Source organism: Allorhodopirellula solitaria (genome assembly GCF_007859855.1).
GTDB lineage: Bacteria > Planctomycetota > Planctomycetia > Pirellulales > Pirellulaceae > Rhodopirellula > Rhodopirellula solitaria.
In genome coordinates this window covers 1-18,381 of sequence record NZ_SJPK01000027.1, presented here as the reverse complement: position 1 = coordinate 18,381, position 18,381 = coordinate 1, and the positions used below count along the sequence as shown (strand labels likewise).

The window sequence follows — 18,381 nt, the reverse complement described above, 5'->3', positions numbered from 1 at the left end:
TCCCCCCCGTATTCACCCCGCCACTTAGCTCCCCGTCAACCAACGACAAGCTCATGACAAAGACACTTACAGCATGGACTCGGATCGGCTCGCTGTTCCTCGGGTTGGCAATCATGCAGTCGGTCGCCGCCCAGGATCAACAAGGCATTAAGAAAGCCAATCTAAAAGGTGCGGACCTGGAGTTGATGAACAATCACGACCCAGCTTCGCAGTTGGCGAACTTCGACCTGCTGCCGGGTTACGAGGTCAACCTGTTTGCCGCCGATCCGATGCTGGCCAATCCCGTCCACATGCATTGGGATTCGAGAGGACGGCTATGGGTTGCTTGCTCGTGGGCTTATCCTCAGCTCAAACCGGGCGAGATTGCCAATGATAAAATTATCATTCTTGAAGATACCGACGACGACGGCGTCGCGGACAAGTCGACGGTGTTCGCCGACGGCCTCTACTTGCCCACCGGCATCGAACTGGCTAACGGTGGCTGTTACGTCGCGCAGTCCCCCGACATCTTTTTCTTAAAGGACACCGATGGTGACGATGTGGCCGATGTCAAGGAACTGGTGCTGACCGGTTTCGGGATCGAGGATAGTCATCATTCCATTAGCGCTTGGCGTCGTGGCCCGGGCGGTTGGCTGTACTTTCAGGAGGGCATTTTTCTGCACGCTCAGGTCGAGACGCAGTACGGCGTCCTGCGGAACTTCAATGGCGGGGTGTACCAGTTCAATCCTCGCACGCAGGAACTGCGAATGTTCTGTCGAGGGACCGGCGGGAATCCCTGGGGGCACGTGTTCGATCGCTGGGGGCAGTCCTTCATGGTGAACAATCCTCGCATCCTGTACCTCTCGCCGGCGACCGGGAACAGTGACGACGCGGTCCGGATCGAACCGCTCATCAGTACTGAGAAACAGTGTGGCGGCGATCTGGCGACGGGCACTCACGTGGCAGACGACATCCGCGGACAGCTGCTGACCGGTCGGTTCAAGAGCCGCACGGTCGTTCGGTATGAATTGATCGAAGACGGTGCCGGATTCGCTGCCAAGGTGCGGGAGCCATTGATCAGTTCGCGGCATCCCAACTTTCGCCCGGTCGACGTGAAGATGGGGCCCGATGGAGCCGTCTATGTGGCGGATTGGTACAACTCGATCATCAATCATGCTCAACATGACTTTCGTGACCCTCGCCGCGATCACGACCATGGCCGTATCTGGCGGATCACCCACAAGCAGCGGCCACTCGTTGAAAAGCCAGCCCTCGTCGACCTCTCGACCGAGTCGCTCGTTGAGCAACTCAGCAGCCCGGAAGCTTGGACGCGTCACCAGGCTCGAAAGGAACTCAGCGAACGCGACGGTGACCAGGTCCTGGCCGCAGTCGAGAGCTGGGTCGAGTCGCTGGATCCCGCGGAAACGGACTATGGTCATCACCTCGTCGAAGCCATGTGGACGTGCCAAAATGTGGAACGCGTCAGCGAGAGTGTTTTAGAACGTGTGCTGACGGCTGAGGATGGTCATGCCCGCAGTGCAGGGGCACGGATCATCCGGTATTGGCACGCAGGACTATCCGAGCCAGTCGCATGGGTTGCTCGCGCGGCAGCCGATGCCTTTCCACGGACGCGGATGGAAGCGGTGCTGTCGGCGGGCTTCATTCCGCGAGCTGATGCGTTCGCCGCGGCGTTGCACTCTCTCGATCATCCGCGCGACGATGCAATCGATCAGGCCCTGATTCAGACGACCGAGGCACTGGAGCCGTATTGGCGTCCGGCTCTGCAGGCCGGGACATTGCAGTTTGCCGAACGCTCGCATCGTGCCTTCGTCGAACAGGCAGCGGGAATCGGTTTGGAACGATCGCTGTCTGAATTTTTGCAAGACAAATCCCCCTCGGAACAACAGATTGCGGCAATTCAGGAGCAATTGGTGGCGATCGGTACCGACACCGAAGTGCGGATGATTGTGGCAGCCCTTCGCAATGGCAAGGGACTCGCTTCGCCGGCCGCCACAATCGCGATGCTCGAGGCGCTTTCGCAGCTGGCAAATGCCGATGCGCCGCGGTCTCTGAAGCGTCAGATGAGAGGGCTGCGGCGGTTGGTCCATCACTCAAACGAATCAATCGCGGTGCTCGCTGCGAGGAATCTCGGCGCCTGGGGGCTAGCCGGTTCCGACGACGTCGACGACCTGGAGGCGGATTCGCTCAGCCCGAGGGTGAAACACGTTTTGGCGGAGGCGCTAGCTGCGACTAACGCGACGCGTTACGAAGAACCACTCGCTGAGCTGGCTGCGAGCGGTGACCAGGCGTCTCGATACGCTGCCACGGCGGGGCTCGCCCGAGCCAATCGGGAGCGAGGTGTGCAGGCGGCCGCCCGGTTGCTCAGCGAGGATCCAGCCGGTGCCGACCCGATTCTTCTTGTGAAGTCGCTGTTGCAGTATCGCGAGGGCGAAACTTTGCTCAGCGACGAGCTTCGACAAGTGACGCTCCATCCAGCGATTGTGGCGAGCGTCAACAGATACCATCGCGACACTGGGATGCTGCCCGCAGGTCTCGTCGAGTTGTTCAGCCCCACAAGCACATCGGATTCTCTGAGTGCCTCTTTGCTAACAGAAAACATCGACGCCCTCAGCGCCGATGTGGAAGAATACGGAGACCCTCACCGGGGTGAACGGATCTACCGTCGCGAGAACGTCTCCTGCATGAGTTGTCATGCCATCGGCGCGGCCGGTCCTATTATCGGTCCGAATCTGGTCGCGGTGGGAGCGGCCGCCAAGACCAAGTATCTCGTTCAATCGATCCTTGAGCCAGATGCTGCGATCGCAGAACATTACGAAACGCGAAAGTTTCTTCTTGCCAGCGGCAGAATCCTAACGGGTATTGTTGCGTTCCGAAACGAGAACGAAGTGGTGCTCATCGACTCGTCCCAGCTCGGAAAAGAAATCCGGATTGACGTCGAAGACATCGAAGATGAGTTTCCGGCTAAATCAATCATGCCCGCGGGTTTAGCAGACCAATTGGGTGACCGAAAAGAGTTTTTGGACCTCGTCCGATTCGTCTCCGCGTTAGGCAAACCGGGAGAGTACAAGAACGACGAAAGCCCCGTCATTCGCAAGTGGCGTGTGATTGCAGGCTCCGAGAGCGGCGGCCTGCCCGGTGACGACGCGGACTGGCGGCCTGCCTACAGTAAGGTCAGCGGAGAGCTGCCGGTGGCAGATTTCCCAGACGGTGAGATGGTGTTTGCTCGCGGCTTCGTCAACGTTCTGGCCAGCGGGTTGGCTGGCCTCGAACTGAATTCGGCCACCGGCCTGACGCTTTGGCTTGACGGGGAGAGGGTTGAAAACCTCACCGCTCCGATGCAATTGGAGAAAGGACGCCGCACGCTGACATTTGGCTTCTCTGCTCAACGACGGCAACGCGGACTGCGTGTCGAACTGCAAGCCAAAGACGGCGTCGCCAAGTTCCAACCCGAGGGTGGGATCTGAGGAAACGCCAAACCGGCTCTTGGTTTTTCGGACAAGTTTTTAGATTGGCATGACACAGGAACTGGGATAATGAACAAGCTGATGATGAGTCTCTATGCGGTGGGGATGACCGCTTTGAGTGGCGCATGCGCAAAGCCCGGACAGGCTGCACCGCTTGGAGAGAGTCCGTCGATGCCAAATGTCGTCGTCGTGGTAGCTGATGACATGGGCTGGGGAGATTCGGGAACCTATGGCCATGAACTGATCAAGACACCCAATATGGATCGACTCGCGTCAGAGGGCGTGAAGTTGACCCAATGTTATTCCGCCTGCGGTGTCTGTTCACCGTCACGCTCGGCGATTTTGACGGGGCGGACACCGTACCGCAACGGCGTCTATCGCCATCTGTCAGGAAACCATGAGGCCCATCTGCGGGCTAGTGAGATTACCTTTCCCGAGTTGCTCAAGGAAATTGGCTATGAAACCTGTCACGTGGGCAAGTGGCACTTGCTCTCGAGGCAGCAGTTCGGCGAGCCGGGCTATCCTCAACCTGGCGATCACGGCTACGACTATTGGATGGCGACTCATAACAACGCCAGCCCCAGCCATCAGAACCCAGACAACTTCGTGCGCAACGGCGAGCCCGTGGGCAAGTTAAAGGGCTATTCCGCGCAGCTTGTGGCAGGCGAGGCCGTTGATTGGCTAGAGAATCACCATGATTCAGCAAAGCCGTTTGCCATGACCGTTTGGTTTCATGAACCCCATTCCCCGATTGCCACCGATTCACGTTTTCAGTCTCTTTACAAGGGACACGAAAACAGCAAGTACATGGGCAACATCACCCAACTCGACCATGCGTTGGGGATGGTGATGGATGCCTTGGATGAGCAAGGTCTTCGCGAAAACACATGGTTGTTCTTCACGTCCGACAATGGCCCTGTTCCAGCCTTCGGTGGCACCAGTGGCGGTTTGCGTGGAAACAAACGCAGTGACTATGAGGGCGGCATCCGTGTGCCTGGCTTGGCCCGCTGGCCGGGGCATATCGAGCCGGGCAGCACCAGTGATGTGCCGGTGATCGGCACCGATGTGTTCGCGACGGTGCTCGACATTACGGGAATTCCGCTGCCTAGCGACCGGACGATCGACGGTGTCAGCATGATCCCCGCGTTGTCGGGAAAGCAGGTCGATCGCGAGATCCCCATGTTCTGGCGAACTCACGTCTCGGCGCCGAACGAACGGGTCGCCATGCGCATCGGGGACTGGAAAATCGTCGGTGACGAGACGCTGACCAAATTCCAGCTGTTCGAGGTTGAAAAGGACTGGCAGGAAACAACTGACCTCGCTGCCAAGATGCCAGAAAAGACAGAGGAAATGAAAAACATCCTCCTCGATCTCTGGGCCGACATCCAAGCCGAAGGCCCCCATGAATGGTGGGAAAGCGAAACGCAGAAACCGAAAAGAGGTGGGAGACTGAGTTACTAGTCGTGCACGGAAGTAACCGAGTGTCCTGAGATTCGATCACGATGACAAAGATATGGCACGTCCCCCGTCGCCGATCCGGATGCCAAGGGTAAGTTTCACCGGTGCACCAGTCGTAGGGCGAGGCATGCCGATATCCGGAGAAGCACCATTGCGGTCAGACAGATATTACCGAAAGCCATTCCAGGAAATTGAGAATGAATGATTTAGTGACTGCAGTGTTGTTGACGCTGGCCTGCTGCATCGGCGCGGCAACTCACGCCGGCACGCCTGATACGCAGTCGCCCAGCACGACCATCAATAGGGAAGCGTCCGAGCCTGCGGCGGATGCGGTGCGGATGCCGGATTTCGCTTGGGGTCGCGTGCCCCTGTATGTGCACATCCGCAAGGACACCGCCTTCACCGATGAAGAGATTCAGTACCTGTCAACGTTTCCGTTGATCACGTTTGAGAAGTCCACAGGCAACCGAGATTCTGGGTCAACGGAGGCGGGTACCCTAAAGGCTGCTCGCGCCGTCAAGGCAATCAACCCGGATACGAAGATTCTGTACTACCGGAATGTCATCGTGCACTACGGTGGCTATGCAGCCAATCAATCATTGGAAGACATCCCCGGCGGCTTCCTGGTCGGCCGCGATGGCGATGAAAAACTCATCCGCAACCGTCTGCCAGCCTACGACCTGTCGAACAAGACATTGCGCGAGCAGTGGATCGACGCGGCCGATGACGTCTGCAGTGACCCGGCAATTGACGGCATCTTTCTCGACGGTGTGGTCAAGGTCTTGGAGCCAGCCTATTTGAAACGAGAGATCGGTGAGCAGAAAAAGGCTGCCGAGCTGGCTGGGTACGTGACCTTAATCGAGGACACACGGCAGATGCTCGGTCCAAACCAGCTCATGATCGCCAACGTGTTGAGAGCACGGTTTCCCGATTCGGGGCTCAGCTACATGGAGACGTTGGACGGTTCCTATATCGAAGGATTTGAGGGTGCCGTGGGGATGTCGAGAAAAGACTACGTGGCCAAGGGAATGGAAGCGTTTCAGCAAGCCGCCCAAGATGGAGCGATCATCGCGTTCACCTGTGGGCTGGGTAGCAACCAGCAAGACGCCGATGAGACACCGCGATCTGGAGCGAGAGAAAGAGGAAGGCCGACGCGGCGTGGAGACGCTCAGAGCCGTTTCGACTACCAGCTGGCGATGTTTCTCGTCTGTGCCGAAAAGTACAGCTACTTCGATTTAAAGGACAGCTACGATGCCAAGTCCAGCAAGACCTGGCTGACCCATCCGCCCGAATATGATCGTCGCCTGGGTGCTCCGAAGGGGCCGGCTGTTCGTGTCGGCTACACATACACCCGCGAGTTTGCACACGCGTCCGTCCACCTCGACATCGAAAATGAGACAGGCACGATTGATTGGCAGGAATGATCTGCTCGGCTTGATTTCCTGTCGGAGAAACCGACAGGGAACGGCTATCAATGCCGCGTTCTGCTAGTTTCAAAACGTCGCTTCAGTGTGCAACAAGCACATGTGGGGTGACCTACGTCGTCCTTTGCCGTCGTCCTTTGCACTGCTGGCGGCAACAACGTTCAGTTTACGCGCGGAACCAACAACCGACACTCAAACAGATAGAGATCCGATGAGAATTCAATTGCTACTCTCAGTACTCGCCCTCAGCATCTTTGCGGGGTCAATAGGTGCCCAGGATACCACCCACCGTTTTCTCGCCTGCGGTCAGAAGACGTATATCATGGAACCCGATGGGGAACCGAGTTGGACCTACCCTGCAGCCACGCGTGATGGCTACGTACTTGACGACGGCACCATCGTGCTAACGCTCAGTAAGTCGAAGAAATACCGGGGTGGGGCAGTCATCAGCATTGCCCCCGACGGTCAGGAAAAACTGATCTGGAAGGGCACTCAAAGCGAGGTCAACAGTGCCCAGCCCACAGCCGAGGGGACGTTCGTGATCACCGAGGCGGGCGATGCCCCGAGACTTCTCGAAATCACTGCCGCCGGCGAGGTGCGAACAGAATTTCCGTTGGCGTGCCAGACACAGAATCATCACATGCAGACCAGGATGACGCGGAAACTTGCCGACGGAACCTACCTCGCACCGCACCTCTTGGATTTCGCGGTGTTTCATTATTCAAGTCAAGGGAAGGTGCTGGATAAGCTGGAGACAACCCTGCCGGGTGATCCCGAGCAGAAGATTCACACATGGCCCTTCACGGCTATCCGCCACGGAGACGGCCACACGCTTGTCTGTTGCACTCACGGGAACCGCGTCGTCGACTTTGACGACCAAGGAGAAATCGTCTGGACGCTGACCAATGAAGATCTTCCCGGTGATTGGTTGCAAGACCCATGTGGTGCCCAAATGCTCCCAGGCGGAAACATCGTCATCACCAGCTACGCGGCCGGTCGATCCGACCGTCAAGCTCCCAAACTATTGGAGGTGACCCGCGACAAAGAGGTGGTGTGGACGTATCGCGACGATAGACAAGTCGGCATCCACCACTTTCAAATCCTCTCCACCAACGGAGACCGACTAGACGGCCCCATCATGAAGTGAGGAAGTTTCGATGATACTGCGCTATGAGAGGGCGGCACGTCACCAGTCCGCTGCTCGCACGGCCCAGGACCGTCGTTCACTGGGGATACTGCACACCGGGTGCGAACTCCCGTGTACGACGCATTACACCAGAGGGAAGGCCTCGCGTTTTCGCGTCAGCGTTCTGCCCACTGAGTACGGACTAGCAGAATCGATACAGAATTGATGCGGAGAGTCATGAAAAAACGGTAGCCCCCCGAAACGAATCGAGAGGCTACCGCGACGTGTACTTCAGTTAGCGAAAACGAGCTTTAGGCTTGCGTGACCCGCCGACTCTTGCGTCGCCGCTGCGTCGCGACCGCACACACGCCGATACCGACAAACGCCAGGATCGACGCTGGTTCCGGAACCGTATTGATCTGGATTGCGGCTTGCGCAACTTGGGTAGTCCCATCAAATGCCGTCAACCTGATATCAAATGTCCCAGGAACATTTGCATTGAATGGATGCGTCGGATCATCGAAGAAATCGAGATTCCAAGAGTTTTGGGCAAGATTTTTAGTGCCGATCAACTGAGAATAGCTGGTCGCATCGGTCGCTTTGTCTCCGTTGCTTTTGCCCGTAAGGTTGTCACCAATCCCATGGTCAGCGAAGGATACATTGATTGGATCAAACGACAAGAAGTTGGTCGTCGATGCTGGATCGAAATCCATCTCAAGCAAGTAAGTCAAGTCATCAAGCTTGACGCCACTAGTTCCCGCCATATCCGAGTTAATGGACCAGTCAAAGTTCCACTTGGCTCGCGTCGATGAACCATAACCGCCAGCTTGGAACGTGTACGTTCCATCTCCGTTGCTATTAAAGGTGTTTTCAGGGTCGCCACTGGCGTTGTACCGCACCTTGCCGCGCAATCCCAGTTCGACCCCATTATCGCGATCGACAGTAAATCCGCCGTTTCCGATACCGGAACCCACGATCACATTTTCGGTGACTTCTTGGTCGTAGATCAGGGTGCCAGCATCAGTCGAAGGTGTCGCCAGCACAGTGGCAGCGAATAACACCGCCACGCGTTCTGGGCGCAGCAGGCAAGAAAGATATGTTTTTGTAAAGCAAAGCATTTAAAAGCTCTCCACGAAAATTGAAAAAAGTAAAAACCACAGTACATCGTTGAATTGGAAGCGGGTGTGGTGACTACGAAGGTTTCAATAGATCGTCGAGTAGCGGAGAACTGGGCAGCACACTGTTCTGCAAAGCGATTCGCGCGCAGGGGCTAGCAGAAACGCTCATGGAGATGACATCGCACGGTACCGCGACAACGCGTGAATTCGAGGAACTCACGCTTGAGTGACCGATCAACCCTGACGCTTTGCCGAAGCACAGCACAGGTGTCGATTCGTCGGGATCGGTTTGATTGGGCGACGGGATTGCCATACCGATTGCTGCGGGTGCCGAAACGGCGGGCACCGAGTCCGCAGTCGCCAATACGCCCGCATCAACCGTCGAGCTAATGAGCTGCAACGAGAGAACAAACAAGGCGAGAAGGGCAAGGCGGGACATGCGGGCTATCTTATCGCCCCCCTGACGAGTGTGCAACCATCAGCCCCAAATGCCATCATAGGGGGGCTGATGAAGACTGACGCGAGCCCGCCAGCGAATTGCATCTGTGCTACGCGGACGAACATCCATGCGAACAAGGGGCGACGGCTTGATTGCTATTGAGCTTCTTGAGCTTCTCGGCTCCTCAGGAATGCGATCAGGTCGAGGAACTCTTGGTAATCAAGCAGCGAGACCACTCCCTCGGGCATGAGCGAGTGTTTGGATTCACTAAGTGATTCGATTTCAGAGACCGGAACACGAATGTCCTTGCCGCTGGGATCACGCAGGACGACCTCCTCTTCCGACTCGCTCATCTTCAATCCCGAGTAGACGGCGCCGTCGAGCGTGAGCAGGTTCCAGGTATCGAAGCCTTCCTTGATCTCCTTGGAAGGATCGGCAATCGACTCGATAATCTTGGCGACCGTGTGTGTCTCGTAGATTTTAGAGAGGTCCGGGCCCACGCTACCGCCCTTGCCTTCGAGTTGATGACAGTTGCTGCATTGGCCTCGCTGGGTATCGAAATAGATTGTTCGTCCGTTGCTCGGATCGCCGGTCGTTTGCACGAGCTCTTCGACTCGCCGGACATCGCTCGGTTGCAGCGACACGAGCAATCCACCCTTGAGAATCTGCTGGCGTAGTTTCTCGATGGATTCATTGCCATCCTTTCCCCCGTGCCGGAGCAATACCTCGACAACCTGCGCCTGGAAGCCACGGTCGATCTTGCCTGCGAGGAATTCCTCGCCGAGCCGCTTGGCGTCATCGGGATTGGCGCCGAGCACGGTGATCGCGTTGGCGGTCGCGGCTTCGCCGTGACCGTCGAGCAAAGCGTAGGCTACTGGTTTGGCTTTCCCGAAGTCGACTTGGGCCAACAACGCGAGCACTTCGCCGCGGACGGGCTCGGCATCGGCGCGGATCGCGATCGCCGCGAGTTCATCGAGTACGGTCTCAACTCCAGGTGGACTGGGAAGCCCGGTGAAGGGCAACGGTTGACTGCGAAGTTGGGCCAGCGAGGAGACAATTTCTTGACGCTCGGCATCGCTGCGATCGGCTTCCGCGAGGGCGGCGACCAAGGGTGCCGTGGCGCTGACAATCCCAGCGTCACCGATGGCCGCAATCACACGGGTGCGGGCCTGTTCATCGTCGACGCTCAATAAACTCAAAGCGGTTTCGGCAAGCTGTTGCTCGTCCGCTCCGCCGAGCAAACCGATGGTCTCAAATGCGGTAATCCGTACGTTCACGTCCGCGTCGGGATGAGAGGCGAGCCAGTCAGCGAGGGCGGTAGCATCAACAGGGGGCTCGACCAATATCTGCCGGTAGGTTGCGATGACGCGGGCGAGTTGATCGTCCGTCAGAGCTGAGGTGTCACGAGCCAACAAGGCGTCGATCGCGGCTGCGGCAGAACGCGTTCGCATCGATTCCAATCCAACCACAGCGATCTCCCGCGCGCGATCGGACTCAGCCGTTGAGGAACTCTCCGATCCCGAGTCGGTCAGCCGATTGGTGAAGTAGGCAGGGCCCTCCGGCTGGATCCGCTCGATCCCGCGGACAAAACCATCGAACAGGTAAACATCGGTGCGCTCGACCGATAGCATGGTTTGGAATAAACGAGCGGCGACATCCCGACGAAGCGTCGATTCAGGAGGCAGGTTCCCAGCCAGCTGTCCCACCATCATCGCGATGGCGCGTTGGGCGGCGGGATTGGGATCTTCCAAAAGGTCGAGCAGTCCTGTGATTTGCGTGGCGGGAACCTGGTCCGGGCCGGCATGCCAACTGATCGCGTTGGCAGCGGTGCGGCGGATTTCGGGTGAGTCGTCGGCCAGCATCTCCACCATCAGTTCGAGAGAGTCCGCGCCGAATTGTCGGCAGGCGCCACCGAGGGCCGCGATCCGCCCGGGTACCGTATGGGATTGGTCTCTCGCATAGTCGGCAAACCGGCTGGGGTCACCATCACAGCGGCGGTCGAGTTCATCGATGGCACGTTTGCGAATCGGCAGGTCCGGTCCGTCTAGGGTCTCCCATAGCTGCTCGTCACTGGCCTGGTTCAGTTTGCTCCAGGAATCTCGGGGCTGCAACGCAATAGCAGGTTCGCTATCGGTGCCGCTCCAGGAAAGGCGATAGATGCGACCGTGTTCGCCATCGCCCCACAATCGTCCGGCGCCGCCGCTGTCGGTCCGCCAATCGACGATGTAGATCGCGCCGTCGGGGCCCTGCAGGGCTTGGCAGGGGCGGAACAGCCCATCGTCGCTGGTCATCAGGGTGAACTCCTCAACGACTTCAAACGTCGAGCCAACTCGCTCGACTCGAAAAGCGCGGACGAGCTTTCGATACACGTCGGGATAGATCAGCAGCCCACGAACGAAGTCGGGGAACGCTGTGCCTTCATAGATCATTAAACCCGCTGGCGCTCCCCGGCCGGTTTTCAGCATCGACGGCATCTTGCCCGGTTTCTCGCCAAAGACGGCGCCACGGACAAAGTCGGTTCGGCAGCACACCGCGCCGGAGTACAGTCGCCAACCGTAGTCCGCTCCCTCGAGCACATGCATTAGCCGCACACCTTGGAACTTTGAGCCGTCTTCCTGATCGTTGTCGACATGGAAGATATTGCCGTAGGGATCGAACGCCACGTCACGATAGGGATTCCGGAATCCCCGAGCGAACGCGTGGACATCCGAACCGTCTGGATTGCAGCGAAAAATTGCGCCGGTCCGCAGCACCGTGGCGCGTGACCCGTCGGATCCCTCGGCGCGATTATCATCGTCACCTGAGGTGATGAACATCGATCCGTCGGTGCCGATCGTCATCCCGGATGCTTGGTGGTGGTGGAAACCGCACAGCCCCCGGACGATCTCTTCGCCGAGATCAAATGCTCCGCCGGGGATCGATTGTTTCCGGCGCACGACGTGGCCGAGGGACGAGAGGTAGGTCCATCCGTCGTGCAACAGCACGCTCGAGGGGATCTCCAAATCGTCCATCAATGTCTCGGTCGCATCGTAAACACCGTCGTGATCACGGTCCTGCAACGTTTTCAGTTCGTCGGGAGTGTTTTTCCACATGCGGTTGATCGTCGCAGATTCGCCGTTTTGGAAAGTCACATCGTAGGTCTCGTGTCGGGACTGCGATGCCATGGTCCACTGCAGAACATGGGGTGTGCCGTCGTCGGCAAAGGTCATGCCCACCGGATCGATCACAGTGGGTTCCTCGGCAACGATCTCTACCTTGATCCCCGCGGGCGTGCGAATTCCTGCTAAACGCAGGTCTTGAGCCCCCTGGTCGGCCATTTCGACCCATTCGGGCGTGGGCCGGGGGGGGAATTGGTTGTCGTTGTAGTCGTCGCCATTCTGGGCGAGTAGACCGTAATTAGGGACCGAAAGGATCAGAGCGAACCATAGGCGGGAGATCATCGATGGGGGCCTCGATAACGGTTAGGGGGCGGGGATTGCCCATGTTAGCCTAAATCGAACGGCCGGTGCGTGAGAACAAAATGGAGGTCTGACACGTTGAAAGCGGTAGAGCGGTTCGGTTCGACGTCCTGATTTGCTATCCTAACGCGGTGACGGATTCCCGTCGGATGAGGGTCACTCGGCTTACCCTCACGCCCTCCCCACACTTCCTTCCCCACCACCCTCCAGCTGCTCCCTTGTCCACGCCATCGGCTCTGTCCACCCATTCGGCCCGTTCCCCGCACGCGCTGTCCACCCATACGACTCCAGTCGCTGCGGCTTCCTTATCTCGTTGGAAGGGGTTGGCGGTCGCCAGCCTGGTTGCGGTCGTCTCGCTACTGCCGGGCTGTTCCGAAGAGGCACCCATTGTCACCTACCAGATCCCCACGACGGTGCCAGCGGCACTTGCGACGGAAGACACGCGGATGGTCGCAGCGATCTTGCCGCAAGCGGAGCAGGCTTGGTTTTTCAAGGTGATGGGGCGAAAATCGGCTGTCGACACCGCTGCTGATGAATTTCGCCAATTTGTCGAACAGATCGAGTTCGAGGACGGACAACCCGTGATCGGTGAATTGCCGTCGAATTGGAAACAGGGCGGAAGCCGGTCAATGCGGTTCGCGTCGATCGATATCAACACCCCCACCGAACAACTCGACCTGAGTATCTCACCGCTGTCGCGTAATGACCAATGGGACGCGCTCGTGACGAGCAACGTCAATCGCTGGCGAGGTCAGGTGGGCCTCGAGCCGACGGAAGAAAAATGGTCTGGCGCCGAAGAGCTAGATTGGCAGCACGCGGGTGAGAACGATGCCGATGCGGCAATTTGGGTCGACGTCACCGGGCGTCCGCCTGAGAACGGGTCGTCAATGATGGGGGCCCCGATGATGGGCAACGCACCCTTCGCTGGCGGCGCCCCCTTCGCCGGCGGCCCCGTCGGCGACGGCGAGATGCCCGCTGACCCGCACGCAGGATTGCCGCGTTCGACGCGCGAAGCGATTGCGGCCAAAAGCCAATCACTGCAGGACACCCCCGCGGGGGCTGCCGCGGCGTCAGGCGACAGCGATGTTCAAGACACGGGTTCAGCCGGCGCATCGGATCCCGATTCAAAACTGAAATTTGACCGGCCCGAAGGATGGCGAGATGGTAGAATGAGCTCGATGCGGTTAGCCGCATTCAATGTGGGGCCGGAGGAGACGTCGGCCGAGGTGACGGTTATCAGTGCCGGAGGGAACTTGCGGGACAATGTGAAACGTTGGATCGGGCAAACTCGCCAATCCACCGTCCCCGATGAGGACGTCGATGCCGCCTTCGATAGTGCCGAAGAGATGGAAATTGGCGGCCGCCCTGCACAGCGATTCGTTTTGATTCCCGACAGCGAGGAAACTGACGCTGAGTCGACCGCAGAGAACGCCACGGCCATCGACGGCACCATCGTACCGCTGAGCGATAGTTTTGCGATGTTTATCAAGATGACCGGCCCTCCTGAAACGGTCCGCCAACAATCGGCGCAGATGAAATCCTTCCTCGAATCCCTCCAGTTTTAGAGACTTCCTGAGCCCGTCACGTCGCTCGCCAGATCGTCGTTGGCTCGCTCTGTTACCGACGCGTGTATCAACGACGCGACGGATGACGGATCTCCCCACCCTTTCCCCACTGCCTTCTAGCCCTCGGTTCCTACCATGGCTTCTGCCAGCTCACCGACTGCCACCGACACGGCCCAATCCCGATCACTGCTGCGTGACGAATCCTTCTCCGCACATGGGGTACTCGTCGCACTGGGGTCACTCAAACTGACTGTGGTGCTGTTCGCCCTGTCGCTCGTGCTCGTGCTCGTCGGTACGTTGGCGCAAGACCAGATGAACATGCAGGAGGTCAAGCAGCGGTACTTCCTGTCCTGGGTCGCGCCGCTACACATCGACGATTTCTTCCCGCAAGCGTTTTATCGGCACGATCAACCGATTCCGGGGGTCGTGCCCTATCCCGGCGGTGCGCTGATCGGCTTGCTGTTGATGGTGAATCTGCTCGCAGCCAAGATCACCCGGTTCCGTGTGCAGGCCAGTGGCGGACGTCTGGTAGCGGGCCTTGCGTTTTTAGCGATCGGGATCGGTATCGCCGCAATCGTCGTTTTCATGGGTCACAACGATGACGGCTTGCAGGGCACGCCTCCTCAGTGGCTCGGATATGAACGATTGTGGGCATTGATCATGGGCACGCTTGCGATCGCGGCGGTCGCCTGTGGCGTGGCAGCTTCGAGCAGTCGATCGGTTGTTGTTCGCAGACTCGGCTACGTCACTACCGCCGTGCTCGCCATCGTCGTCATCGCATCGATCACAACGGGGTACCGGATCGGTGATCCAGGTCTGCGAATCGTCTGGCAGCTCGCCAAGGGACTCGGTGCCGGGCTCGTGATGTTGGTAGGCTGTCAACTCGCCTTTGGCAAACAGGGTGGTAACGTGCTGTTGCACCTCGGGGTCGGGCTGCTCATGGTGGGCCAATTCGCCTTCGGCGACCGCCAGACCGAACAGCGCTTGAGCCTGATCGAGGGGCAATCGACGAACACCTTTGTCAATCTTGATGAGATTGAATTGCAGCTGATCCACACTGAGGACGGCGTGCAGAACGTCACCGCCATCCCGGCGTCTCGATTGGCCGCAGCGGCGAAGAACCAATCCACCATCGCAGCCCCCGAACTGCCGTTGAAGGTGCGGGTTGAACAGTATTTTGAGAACTCCAGCTTAGTCGATCCGGGGAATGCCAACCCGGCGACCGAGGGGATCGGTTTGGAGGTTGCTGCAGTCGCCCGTGACAAATTCGGTGGCGCCAAGATGGAGACCAATCTTCCTGCCGCCTATATCGAATTGCTCGATCCCGAGAGCGACGAGTCGCTCGGTATCTACCTGGTCGCGTTCTTGCTCAACGATCAGGCCATGCTGGTACCAGAAAGCAATAGCAAAGACGCTCTCGATACCGTCACCGTCGATGGAGCCAGCTACGAGTTCGGATTGCGGATGCACCGTGAAGTCAAGCCGTATTGGGTGCAGCTCGACGATGTCCAACGCATCAACTGGAGCAACTCCAGCACGCCGCGAGACTACTCATCGTTCATCCGCATCGTTGACACCGAGACCGGTGAAGATCGCAAAGAGCGGGTCTGGATGAACAACCCACTTCGCTACCGCGGTGAAACATTCTACCAATCGAGTTACTCGCCCTTGCCGGGTGGCAAGGAGATGACTGGCCTGCAGGTGGTACGGAACTCCGGTTGGTTGATTCCCTATGTCGCCTGCAGCATCACGGCGTTGGGGATGCTGGTCCACTTCTGGGGTACGTTGACTCGTTTCATTGCCCGACGTCGCCGCGAGACGGGCCAGATTTCGACGCCGCCGCAGCCGGATCCGTTCGGGCGATTTAGTGAAGACGAACTTTCAGGCAACGTGCCTCCACGGCCGCCGGAAGCGGAACCAGTCACGGCAGCCTCGAAGGATGGCTCGCCGAAATGGCCGATCGCGCTTTGGATTTCCGCTGTCATCCTTTTGGTCTTCTATCTCCTGCTGCCTGCTGCGGCGATGCAGAACCTGCGTCGCCCGACCGATCGCGATGGCGCGTTCGATTTCGCGGAGGCTGGCAAAATCCCGGTCCAACACGGCGGCCGTGTGATGCCGCTGGACGCCTATGCGCGGCAAACGCTCAAGGCGATGACGAACAAAGACGCACTGCCGATCGACAGCGCACCGGCACAGATCCAGGACCGCGTTGAGACGCGGAAAATGTCTGCTGTGCAGTGGTTGATGGAAGTCGCGGCCGATCGCGATGAGATCCGTCGCTTGCCGATGTTCCGGATCGATGCGGGAGAGGTTCGTTCAGAACTCGGGCTCGATCGCGTCGAGAGCAAACTCTACTCACTCAATGATATTGGTGAGGATCCCGAGCGACTCAATCGCTTCACGGAACTCGTCAAAGAGGCGGGTGAGAAGGATTCACGCGACCAGGATTTCAAAGATAAGAAGCTGATCGAGTTGGACTTGAGAACGCGTCAGTACACGCTCGCGGCCGCTGCCTTCCGACTGCCGATCCCCGAAGCGATCCCAGAGGAGTTCTTTCCTGAGGGGACCAGCAAACAGACCCGAGATCTCTTCGCTCTGAGGCGGCTCCAGGATCGCATGGAGAGTTTGTCCAGTATGAACGCGCCAGCTTTGATCCCGCCGCCCGCTGAGCAGGCTGCGTCGACGGTAAATCAACCGATGTGGCAGGCGTTCGCTCCCGCATTCTTCGACATGGCCAAGAGTGGCCTCGATGAGGAGGATGCGCCGGCAGGCATTCTCACATTCGGTGAGATGATTCGGGCCTATGGGAACGACGATCCGCTGCCATTCAACAAGGCCGTCGACGAGCATCTCGCAGCGGTGCAGTCCTATCCGATCATCGGCTATGACCACACTGCCGTTTCGCTCGAACGATGGCTTGGCGGCGCCGATCCGACCTCGGTGGCGATCCTCCTTTACATCGTCGCCTTCGTGCTCGGATTGATCGCGATGGCGATCGATTCGCCACGGTTGAACACGGCTGTGTGGGGTACGATCGCAGTGGCGTTCATCGTGCATACGATCGTGATCGGATCCCGTATCTACATCACCGGCCGCGCACCGGTGATCAATCTATATTCCTCTGCGGTATTCGTAGGCTGGGCTGCGGCCTTGTTCGGGCTCGTGATTGAACGGATTTTCCGCTATGGGACGGGTAATTTGCTCGCCGCATTGGTCGGCTTCATCACCTTGCAGGTCGCTGGATTCTTGACGCTCAACGTCGGCCAAGCTGAAACGATGGGTGTGTTGCAAGCGGTCCTCGATACCCAGTTCTGGTTGTCGACCCATGTGATCACGGTGGCGCTGGGCTACGTCGCGACCCTAGTCGCGGGGATGCTCGGAATCGGTTATCTGATTGCCGGATGGATCGGAGCGAGCGACCGGGCCAAGCGTGACTTGTACCGGGTTATCTACGGCGCATCCTGCTTCGGAATCCTGTTCAGCTTCGTGGGCACCGTCCTCGGCGGGCTATGGGCCGACGATTCATGGGGCCGATTCTGGGGCTGGGATCCCAAGGAGAATGGCGCCCTGCTGATCGTGATTTGGAACGCGTTGATGCTGCACGCTCGCTGGGACGGGATGGTCAAAGCGAAAGGCTTTGCCGTGCTCGCCATCGGTGGCAATATCATCACCGCCTGGAGCTGGTTCGGTACCAACGAACTCGGTATCGGTCTGCACAGCTACGGGTTCACTGAAGGCATCCTGAAGGCCCTCGCGATCTTCTTCGCGATCCAGATGGCGTTCATCCTCGCGGGAATTTTCATCCCGAGTCGCAGTGGTCCGACAACACCCAAACCTAGCGGGCGGTAGACGGACTGCTGCGAGTAGAAGGCGCAGTGGTCACGTTGTCAGTAACCGACAGGTTAACTACGCCGACGGCGTTGAGGAAAATAGCCGGTGGTCGAGCGCAAGCGAATACCATCGGAAACGCCCGTCGACGAATGACCTTAAGTGGCGCTGCGCTGACCTACGGCTATTCTCTACAATCCCTGACGGGATACATGTGCCCTCAGGGACTCGTCGCGTCCTGTAGGTCAATCACAAGTGCAGCATTCTATCGATTGCTGAAGATAGCTCATGACAACGCCCCAACGGGGCAGCTCTATGAAAGCCCCAGGCAACGCCCTCTTTATCCTACACATCTTTTTTTAGCCCGTTCCGAATGCAATATAGGCTTCGCGGTACGCCTGCAGTCGCCGCAGTCCACGCCAGATTACGGTGGAACCGGGCGGTCCTTGCCCTGTTTTGTTCAAGTAGCCGCCCAACTGCGCCAACACCAGCATGAACTCG

At 58.4% G+C, this 18,381-nt stretch carries 9 protein-coding genes; 6 read left to right on the top strand and 3 right to left on the bottom strand.

Going from position 1 to position 18,381, the window contains the following annotated elements:
- Positions 1–53 precede the first annotated feature (53 nt).
- The 4 genes from CA85_RS23190 (at position 54) to CA85_RS23175 (ending at position 7,493) form a co-directional block, all read left to right on the top strand.
- Entirely contained in the window at positions 54–3,464 is a 3,411-nt protein-coding gene (locus tag CA85_RS23190; protein ID WP_146393851.1) for a PVC-type heme-binding CxxCH protein, read from the top strand.
- A gap of 171 nt (positions 3,465–3,635) precedes the next feature.
- Positions 3,636–4,925: a sulfatase-like hydrolase/transferase gene (locus tag CA85_RS23185; RefSeq protein ID WP_315852734.1), complete on the top strand. Its 1,290-nt coding sequence runs from the start codon at positions 3,636–3,638 to the stop codon at positions 4,923–4,925.
- Between the two features lie 194 nt (positions 4,926–5,119).
- Positions 5,120–6,346 (top strand): putative glycoside hydrolase, encoded by a 1,227-nt coding sequence (locus CA85_RS23180; protein ID WP_146393849.1) that lies wholly within the window; start codon positions 5,120–5,122, stop codon positions 6,344–6,346.
- A gap of 211 nt (positions 6,347–6,557) precedes the next feature.
- On the top strand, positions 6,558–7,493 hold the full coding sequence (locus tag CA85_RS23175; RefSeq protein WP_146393847.1) for a hypothetical protein: 936 nt from the start codon (positions 6,558–6,560) through the stop codon (positions 7,491–7,493).
- 290 nt (positions 7,494–7,783) lie between these two features.
- On the opposite strand, the gene CA85_RS23170 is transcribed toward CA85_RS23175, so the two are convergent.
- The 3 genes from CA85_RS23170 to CA85_RS23160 form a co-directional block, all read right to left on the bottom strand.
- Positions 7,784–8,590, bottom strand: a complete 807-nt coding sequence (locus CA85_RS23170; protein ID WP_146393845.1) for a PEP-CTERM sorting domain-containing protein — start codon at positions 8,588–8,590, stop codon at positions 7,784–7,786.
- Positions 8,591–8,663: 73 nt separating this feature from the next.
- Positions 8,664–9,029: a hypothetical protein gene (locus CA85_RS23165; RefSeq protein ID WP_146393843.1), complete on the bottom strand. Its 366-nt coding sequence runs from the start codon at positions 9,027–9,029 to the stop codon at positions 8,664–8,666.
- A gap of 155 nt (positions 9,030–9,184) precedes the next feature.
- Entirely contained in the window at positions 9,185–12,469 is a 3,285-nt protein-coding gene (locus CA85_RS23160) for a PVC-type heme-binding CxxCH protein (protein WP_146393841.1), read from the bottom strand.
- Positions 12,470–12,810: 341 nt separating this feature from the next.
- On the opposite strand from CA85_RS23160, the gene CA85_RS23155 reads away from it, so the two are divergent.
- Together CA85_RS23155 and ccsA are read left to right on the top strand one after the other, a co-directional pair.
- Positions 12,811–14,052 (top strand): hypothetical protein, encoded by a 1,242-nt coding sequence (locus CA85_RS23155; RefSeq protein ID WP_146393876.1) that lies wholly within the window; start codon positions 12,811–12,813, stop codon positions 14,050–14,052.
- A 135-nt stretch (positions 14,053–14,187) separates the two neighbouring features.
- Positions 14,188–17,901 (top strand): cytochrome c biogenesis protein, encoded by a 3,714-nt coding sequence (ccsA, locus tag CA85_RS23150; protein WP_146393839.1) that lies wholly within the window; start codon positions 14,188–14,190, stop codon positions 17,899–17,901.
- Positions 17,902–18,381 lie beyond the last annotated feature (480 nt).